The organism is Larkinella soli, from assembly GCF_003703975.1.
GTDB classification, from domain to species: domain Bacteria; phylum Bacteroidota; class Bacteroidia; order Cytophagales; family Spirosomataceae; genus Larkinella; species Larkinella soli.
The window spans coordinates 24,146-32,225 of record NZ_QTJY01000035.1 but is presented as its reverse complement, the minus strand read 5'-3'; the positions used below and the strand labels follow the sequence as shown (position 1 = coordinate 32,225).

At 52.0% G+C, this 8,080-nt stretch carries 7 protein-coding genes; 5 read left to right on the top strand and 2 right to left on the bottom strand.

Annotation, left to right across the window (positions count from 1 at the left end; translation table 11 throughout):
* Nucleotides 1-1,343 precede the first annotated feature (1,343 nt).
* Both DX909_RS30155 and DX909_RS28835 read right to left on the bottom strand, forming a co-directional pair.
* Entirely contained in the window at nucleotides 1,344-1,487 is a 144-nt protein-coding gene (locus DX909_RS30155; RefSeq protein ID WP_128548731.1) for a response regulator transcription factor, read from the bottom strand.
* Nucleotides 1,484-2,140, bottom strand: coding sequence for a PAS domain-containing protein (locus DX909_RS28835; RefSeq protein ID WP_128548730.1), 657 nt, complete (start codon nucleotides 2,138-2,140; stop codon nucleotides 1,484-1,486). Before DX909_RS28835 ends, DX909_RS30155 begins: the two co-directional genes overlap by 4 nt.
* A gap of 559 nt (nucleotides 2,141-2,699) precedes the next feature.
* Here DX909_RS28835 and DX909_RS28830 point away from each other — a divergent pair.
* From DX909_RS28830 to DX909_RS28810, 5 genes are all read left to right on the top strand, one after another.
* Complete coding sequence (locus tag DX909_RS28830) at nucleotides 2,700-3,596, top strand: sensor histidine kinase (RefSeq protein WP_128548729.1); 897 nt, start codon at nucleotides 2,700-2,702, stop codon at nucleotides 3,594-3,596.
* 61 nt (nucleotides 3,597-3,657) lie between these two features.
* On the top strand, nucleotides 3,658-4,320 hold the full coding sequence (locus DX909_RS28825) for a response regulator transcription factor (RefSeq protein WP_206513077.1): 663 nt from the start codon (nucleotides 3,658-3,660) through the stop codon (nucleotides 4,318-4,320).
* A gap of 39 nt (nucleotides 4,321-4,359) precedes the next feature.
* On the top strand, nucleotides 4,360-5,163 hold the full coding sequence (locus DX909_RS28820) for a hypothetical protein (RefSeq protein WP_128548727.1): 804 nt from the start codon (nucleotides 4,360-4,362) through the stop codon (nucleotides 5,161-5,163).
* A gap of 6 nt (nucleotides 5,164-5,169) precedes the next feature.
* Nucleotides 5,170-5,910 (top strand): PP2C family protein-serine/threonine phosphatase, encoded by a 741-nt coding sequence (locus tag DX909_RS28815; protein WP_128548726.1) that lies wholly within the window; start codon nucleotides 5,170-5,172, stop codon nucleotides 5,908-5,910.
* Nucleotides 5,911-5,921: 11 nt separating this feature from the next.
* The gene (locus tag DX909_RS28810; RefSeq protein WP_128548725.1) at nucleotides 5,922-8,066 is read left to right on the top strand and encodes a protein kinase domain-containing protein; all 2,145 of its coding nucleotides are present in this window, start codon (nucleotides 5,922-5,924) and stop codon (nucleotides 8,064-8,066) included.
* The last annotated feature ends 14 nt before the right edge of the window (nucleotides 8,067-8,080 follow it).

The following is an 8,080-nucleotide window of genomic DNA, read 5'->3' as shown; positions in this document are numbered from 1 at the left end:
GAAGGAAGACATCGTAAAACATTAAATGTGGGTTTTGAACAATAAGGGATTCCTTTACCCAGCAGAATAAGTGAGGTAGGGGCGTGAAAAAACGCTGAGTGTGGCCGTGAAAAAGGACTACAGATGTTTAGCCCTAACTTAGGATGTAACTAGTTGCTAGTTAATGCCACCAAACTGCATAAATAGGCACTATTTGAACTTTTACTAAAATAGTAGTGTAGAAATTGCTCTACACAAATGAGTTTATCTAATTTAATAGAGGAGATATTTCTACAAAAGAAGCGCCAGTGGCCGGTACAACATAACTCATGCCTCTATCAACCCACCCGTTAGCATTTCCCCTTACTTTTTGAAGCATTTTGATAGAAGTTTTTCGATTAGCGTTAATAGCTTAGAAAAATCAGGATGGTCCAGCGATGAATAAAAATTTGAGTGAGATGCTTAAGCTGATGAACTAGCCAAGAAAGTTCATTATATTCATTAATTTTTATTCAAACCTGACACTTGGATACTGGTTAAAGAAAAAAGACATGCAACCTCAAATCTTCTATTTGTGTAAAACGAAAAAGCGGCCTCAACTCATTTTAAGTCGGGACCGCTTTCTGCTTGGTAAATGAATGCTTTTTGGACTAATCCAAGTGAAATCAGCGTTCAGAAACGTATTCCAGTCTTTGCCGGATAACCTTTTGATGAAGCCTTACACAGGTCCTACCCTTAAAATCTAAGTGCCTGCATACGTAGACTGTTGCTAACTACCGAGGCGGAGCTCAGGGCCATATCCGCCCCAGCAATCATCGATTCAATAGAAAGCCTATTAAACGGGTAAAGCAGACCAGAGGCAATCGGAGTTTCGATTAAGTTGTAAAAAAGTCCTCGGACGTGCTCTAACAGATCGTTTGTGCCGCATTTCGCGAAAGGTGCAAGGCTTTCAAGATCAGAGGTGATTAATGTAAATTTGAAGACGTCCATCGCAGTGTCTGATTCGCAACCAATGGCAATACTGACTCTGCTTGAACCAGTACTTGGAAGCATAGCCAAAGTTGATTTTGCTGTGAATTGTCCTTGTTCACAGAAGGGCTAAGAACTCGATATTGAGCTGTGTTGAAGTACAGTATGAGCGATGCTCTGTAACAGCGTTGCCATTTAAGGCTGCCCCTGCAACTCTTTAGAGATGTCAGCTTTTTGCTAGTGAGTAGATGGCTTTTAAATGATTGCATCTATTATTCATTATATCAATGATGTGTCGTTTTATGGTCATCCAATTTTATTAAAAGGACTTGTTATTTGTAGCATTTATTTTGAAAATGATGGTTTATTTTTCTAATAGTAGGAATATGCAGGTTTTATGTTATTAAGCCATGGGACAGAGTGAAATGAATTAGTTCTGGCGTGGTTCTCTTCTCTAACTTTGCCATAATATTTTTCCGATGAGTCCTAACAGTGTGATAGCTAATAGATAAATGATCGGCAATCTCACGGCTAGTCATCCCTGTTGAAATAAATTTAAAATTTCCGATTCCCTTCGAGAAAGGATTATCTCTTTTTCTAATAGGGAAGTCTTTCTATGATTTGATAAAAGACAAGTATTTTCTTCCGTATTTACTATTGCAAGCTTTACCTCTGTAGAAAAATCAAGATGAGAGATGTCGGTTATTATAATAAAAACAAGTAATATCCTTCCATCTGCGTCTATTTCCAGATTACCTACCTGGTGTTGGACTTTTATAGTAGTTAAATCTTTTCTAACCGCCCGGTAATAAAAATTACAAACGTATTTAAGTTGCTCCTGCGGTGGAAGCTCTTTTAGAAAAGACCATGCAGTTTGGCTCATCTCCAAGCACTGTTGAAGATCTTCATGATGCACTTTCTGGAATTGGAATTTCCATTCCTCCTCCATGATTTCCTGAGACGTATAGCCAATAATTTGCTGGCAGGTATCACTTACATGTAAATATTGGAGCCTTTTGGCATCGCCAATCATATAAAAGTTGGGCCCAATGCTGGCTATTCCCTTTAATATGGGATGTTTTTGAAAAATATTTTCATAGTAATCATCACGAATGGGAGAGTAGTACCCACCAACAATTTTAAGAAATTCATTTATTGCAGGCTCCTCAGGAAGTTCCCTTCTTATTTTCATCTTTCAAAAGCAAAGAGGTAGGTTTACCAATATACCGCATTTGTGGGATTGCATCAAGATGTAAATCCGCCCATCTTCGCAGAGTCCTTGATGTGAGAATAATGGCTTTATAAATATTTGTCCCCAGGACCAATTGAGGTCTCTATTTTGACGGGTTGCCCTTGCGAAGGAATTTCGCGGGTCTTCTCTTTTCAGATAAGACTAGATTTTCTTTAGTAAGCTTGCTAAAGACTATTTTCGGTTCAGGATCGAAGGGACAACCGAAGGAAAGAAGGAGAATTACCCTGTGCATTCAGGTAGTTTCACGCTTTATTTTTTTGTTTTCGATGTGGACCTTTGAGTAGTCGGCCAAAAATACGTCCGTTTATAATATATGATGAAAAGCGTTCACAGAGTGAATTATTTTATTCTCTCTAACTTTCATTTCTATAAAACAGGCAACCTGAATACATGAAAAATCGGGTAAGCCTGCCTGCTGATTGAGACTGGAGATATTGGAATCGATCAGTCTTTAAAGCGTATGTATGCACTTATTTGACTATCCAAAAAAGGAAATATTATGAATGAGTTCCCTACCCTCTGTCTGATTGTGATGCTTAACCTGCTGGTTTCAGAAGTGCTAATTCGCTATGTGAAATCAATTCGTCAGGCTCGTTTTGTACAGGCCCGAAATCGCAGGGAAAAAATAGCTGTTCAATTAGTTTTCTCCTGCCAGAGAGCTCTTCAGAATGAACTGCTAACGTCTGAACTCCGCCATCAGCGCCAGCGGCTGGCGCGGGACCTGCACGATTGCGTCGGTTCCAAACTGATGTATTTGGTCCACTCCCTAGATCTGATCATGCTCGACATGAGCCGGAATGGCCATGTTACTTCCCGGCAGCAGGTGGAGGACCTCTGTCAGTCCACCCGGGAAACCATGCAGGTGCTGCGGGAGACAGTGTGGGTGATGCACCAGACCAATTTGACCGTGCAGCAGTTCGTGGATCACCTGCGCGATTATCTTAACAAATACCTTTCCATCTGGGATCACCTCAGCCATCAGGTCGATACCGAAGGAGATCTTTCCGTTCAGTTGTCGTCCGAGCAGGCCCTCAACCTGTTTCGGATCGTTCAGGAAGCCGTCACGAATGTCCTGCGGCATGCGGCAGCCTCCCGTCTTTTTATTGGTATTCTCTCATCTCCCACCGGCGGGCTGCACCTGCAGATCATGGATGACGGCCAGGGGTTCGACCCGGCCGAAGCCAGCAACGGGGTCGGCCTGCACAGCCTCCGCCAGCGGACGAGCGAACTGGGGGGAGACCTGACGATCCGGTCTTCCGGTGAAACCGTATCGCCAACCGGGTGGGAAGCACCGGTCCTGCCGCTTCCGACCGTTCCCAAAAAGCCGTTCCGATGGAAAACCGCCGTGATGGTGACCGTGCCGTTCGAGACGGAAAATACGGCAAATGCCGTATAGTATTTTGAGGGACAATCCTCTAGTTTGCCCACAGTTTTCAACCTTTAATCCCTTTCATCCGGTGGGAATCACACTTGCTTTGGTTGATGATCAGCCCCATCTGCTGACCAGTCTGAAGGAAAAGCTGGCTCATTTCGATGAGGTCGAGGTGATTTTGACGGCCCGAAGCGGGAGGGAACTCCTGGCCCTGCTGCCCGGCCGGCAGCCCCAAGTCGTTCTGATGGACATCGAAATGGATGATATCGACGGGATCAAAACCACGGCGGAAGTGGTTCGCCTATACCCCCAGATCCGGGTCATCATGCTGACGATATTCGATCATGACGAAAAAGTATTCGAGGCCATCTGCGCCGGCGCTTCCGGCTATCTGCTGAAAGACGAGCGCCCCTCCCAACTGGTCAATGCCATCGAGGATGTGGTCAACAACGGAGCGCCCATGTCGTCCAGCATCGCCCGGCGAACGCTGGACATCGTCAAGAAACTGTCGGTCGGCCAGAAGCCCGAACCCGAAGAACTGTTGAAGCCCCGTAATTTTCAGTTGACCAACCGGGAAATCGAAATCCTGGAAAACCTGGCTGCGGGCCTGACGCACCTGCAAATCAGCGAGAAACTGTTCATCAGCGGCCAGACCGTACGCAAGCACATCGAGAACATCTACCAGAAACTTCAGGTTCACACCCGCGCCGAGGCTCTATCTATCGCCTACCGGAACAAGTGGGTCTGAACGTCGTCAACGAATCCGAACCTTCCACCCCACATTACCATGTGCCGAACCCTAATCCGCTTGACACTCTGGGTCAGCTTCAGCCTCGGCCTGTTTGCACTGACCGGCTGCACCAGCAACAAAGCCGTCGTACGGTTTGCGGCCCGCCCTCCTGAACTGTACAGCAAAAAGTCGCTGGCACAGTTTCTGAAAAATTCGCCCAATCCCAAGATCGTCCTGCGGGCGTCCCTCTACGAAAAAGCCGCGCCGGGCAATCCGGTGGCTGCCCGGGAAGACCGCGACAGCCGGTCCGGCGCCGTCCCTTCGGAGACGGAAACTATCGTCTGCAACGCTATCGAGAAACAATTGTTCCGGGCCGGTTTCAACGTCCGTGACCGGACGTTGTTCAATGAAGTGCTGCGGAAAGCCGGAGACATCGACTACACCACCGTGAACGGCCTGACCGATACGGACCTGATTCTGGAACTGGTGAAGCTGAACACGCGGATTCCGTACATCACCAGTAAATACTACCAGCAAAAGAAATCGGGGGAAGTGGAAAAGGAAATCCCGGACCCGAAGAACAACATTACCCTCTACGGCGGGCAAGTGGAGTTCAAACTCATTCACATCCGCACGAATCAGGTTCTGGGGTCGTATCTTTTCAACTACGTCCCCTGTCTGGAGGGCTGTCCTTACGAAATCCAGTCGGACGGCAGCCTGCAGCGGGCCGCATCGACGGCCCGGAGCGGGCCTCCGGAACAAAACCGGCCGGATTATCTGGAGCGGTTCGTCACCCGGGCCACCCAGCAGCTCGTCCAGGCGATGAAACAGACCCCGGGGGAAGCACCACCTGTAAAATAGTCGATCATGAAGCTGTTATCCGCTTTTGGGGTATCGGACATCGGGGGCCGTGCCAACAATGAGGACCACATCTTTCCAGTACCGGCGGAGGCCGGTCCGGACACCCGGCTTTTTTTGGTCTGTGACGGCGTCGGCGGGTCCAGTAAGGGCGAGGAAGCCTCCCGGCTGGTCTGTGAGAGCGTCAGCCTGTATTTTCGGGATAATCCCGTGTGGCAGGTCGATGCGGGATACATCACGGCGGCCGTCCGTTATGCCGAGCAGGCCCTTTCGGCATTTCAGCTCGCCCATCCCGAAAGCGTGGGCATGGGCACCACCCTCACCCTGGCGGCCTTTCACGCCGGGGGCTGCACCATCGGCTGGTGCGGTGACAGCCGGGTCTACCAGGTCCGACAGGGCCGCATTCTGTTCCGGACCGAAGATCATTCACTGGTTGAGGAACTGGTTCGACAGGGCGTACTTTCTCCCCACCAGGCCCAGAAGCACCCCCAACGGAACGTCATCCTCCGCTGCCTGACCGGAACCGCCGAACCCGCCCAGGTTGATGTGGAGATCCGGCGGGATATTCAGGCCGGCGATTACTTTTTTCTTTGCACCGACGGCGTGCTGGAAGTAATCACCGATGAACTGCTCGAGGACATCCTGGGCGATACCCAGACCGACCACCGGACCAAGTTCGACGCCCTGTTCGAACGTTGTTACCGCAATACCCGCGATAATTTTTCATTTTACCTGATTCCTGTCGGTTAACCGCCTGTGCTATGGAAATAAGCATCGAAGCACTAAAGAAGCGGTATCAGTACGAACACCCCCGGGATTTGATCGGAAAAGGTGGTTTTGCCGATGTGTACAAAGCCTATGATACCGAAGACCAGATCTGGGTCGCCCTCAAATTCTACAAAGGCGACTGGTCGAGCAAATACAACGTCAACAACGAAATCCGGCGGATCAAAAAATACCGTCACGAGAACCTGATCGAGCACATCGAGGCTTATGAGGTTATCTCAGGGCATGATATTCATGGGGAGCCCATTCGCTACCAGGTCGGTATCCTCGAGTTTGCCAACGCCGGGCCGCTCACCGAGTTCATCAAAAGCGATCCGCCCCGGCAGGTCCTGGGCGTTCTCATCGAGGACGTAATGGAGGGGCTGCGGTATCTGCACTCCAAAAACATCGTCCACCGCGACCTGAAACCCCACAATATCCTGCTGCTTTCGGACGGCGAACGGCTGACGGCCAAGATCGCCGACTTCGGCATCGCCCGCCTGCTGGACGGCTCGGACGCCACCAGCAGCCATGTTATCGGCACCATCGAGTATATGTCGCCGGAGCATTTTGCCCCGAACGTGTACGGCCTCAACGGCAAGCTGGGACTCAACGCCGATCTGTGGGCGCTGGGGGTCATGATTTATGAAATGTATACCCGGAAAGTCCCCTTCGGCCGGCGCAGCAGCGGAAATACTCAGCAGGAAATCATCGCCGGGATTCTCAATGGCGCCCTGCCTGAAGAGGAAGTGCAGGAGATTCCCCAGCCCTACCAGGATATCGTCCGGCGGTGTCTGGTCCGAAATGCCGCCGAACGCGCCCGCTCGATCGACGACCTGCGCCTGAAAGAAATCAAACTCGACAACGCGTCGCGGGCTGAGGAGCTGGCCGAACACGAAAAGGAAGCCGCCCAGCGCGCGACCGAGCAGGAAGCCGTCCGGCAGGACCGCGAGGTGGAAGCGGCCACGGTCTCGGACCCCAAGAAGAGAGCCGCCCTGATGGACCCTGAAGTTCTGCCGGAACCGTCCGCCGGGGAACCCGCCAGACCGGCAGAGGTCTCCGACGGCCCGGTAGAAAAGCAGGCTTCCGCTGATACCATTACCATGAAAGCGGATGCGGTGCCGGCCTCCGCCGGACCCGACGAGAGTTCGACCGTCACCCTTAAAACCACCGGGGCCGATCGGCTGAAAAAGCCGGAAAAACCGTTGCGCCCGCCCGTCCGTCCCGACGATTCCACCCAGACCATCCGCGAGGTGAAACCGCCCGCTCCGACCGAAGACCGCCCCGAACCGGCAGTCCGGCCCCAGGCTTCACCCGGCAACTCCGGCCCGAAGCCGACCCGAAACCGCCGGATCGCCCGGAAGGGAGCGGTGGCCGTCGTCGGCTCCGCCCTGGTGCTGGGCGGAGCCTGGCTGTGGGTGTTTGTCGGAAAAGAACCGGAACCGACGGCGGCCGCTCCTCCGGACAGCACTGCGGTGTCACCCACCCCTTCCGGTCCCCTGACCCCACCCCGCGACACCGCAAACGCCCCCACGGCTGGCCGGCTCACTGAGGCCGCCCCGAAAAAGGAGCCGGCTGCCCCGCCGAAGACCGGCCCCGTCCTGAACCTGCAGGAAGGTTTGGCCATTAAGGAGCGGGCTGGTAAGTACGGTTATGTCGATGCAAACGGAGAGTGGAAAATACCGCCCCGGTTCGACCGGGCCTCCAATTTCCGAAAAGGGCAGGCCCGGGTCGTCCTGAACGGGCGGCCGATGGCCATCAACCGCCGGGGAAAATGTATTTCTGGCTGCGAGGAAAAACCGCAGGAAAGCATCGGGCAGGTAGTCCCCGCAAAAACGCCGGTCGGGCCGGTGGCGGACAAAACGCTGCACCCGAAGGAGAAGAACGGACTCTATGGATTTTTTGATGGGGAGGGGAACGAGGTAATCAGGTGTAAATACCAGAATGCCAAAGAGTTCAGCGAAGGGCTGGCGGCCGTCAACCTCCGGGGAAGCTGGGGGTACATCAACCAGAGCGGAGGGCTCGTCATCCCCTACAGCTATGAAGGAGCCCTGTCCTTCCGGAACGGTCGGGCGAAGGTGCTTCTCGATGGCGAGTGGATCTTCATCGATAAAAACGGAAACCGGACGACCGAGCCCTGAGGCCCGGCGTCCGG

Coding starts and splice junctions, on each gene's coding strand:
- DX909_RS28830 (WP_128548729.1), top strand. CDS start 2,700: ATGAATGAGTTCCCTACCCTCTGTCTGATTGTGATGCTTAACCTGCTG.
- DX909_RS28810 (WP_128548725.1), top strand. CDS start 5,922: ATGGAAATAAGCATCGAAGCACTAAAGAAGCGGTATCAGTACGAACAC.
- DX909_RS28815 (WP_128548726.1), top strand. CDS start 5,170: ATGAAGCTGTTATCCGCTTTTGGGGTATCGGACATCGGGGGCCGTGCC.
- DX909_RS28820 (WP_128548727.1), top strand. CDS start 4,360: ATGTGCCGAACCCTAATCCGCTTGACACTCTGGGTCAGCTTCAGCCTC.
- DX909_RS28835 (WP_128548730.1), bottom strand. CDS start 2,140: ATGAAAATAAGAAGGGAACTTCCTGAGGAGCCTGCAATAAATGAATTT.
- DX909_RS30155 (WP_128548731.1), bottom strand. CDS start 1,487: ATGACTAGCCGTGAGATTGCCGATCATTTATCTATTAGCTATCACACT.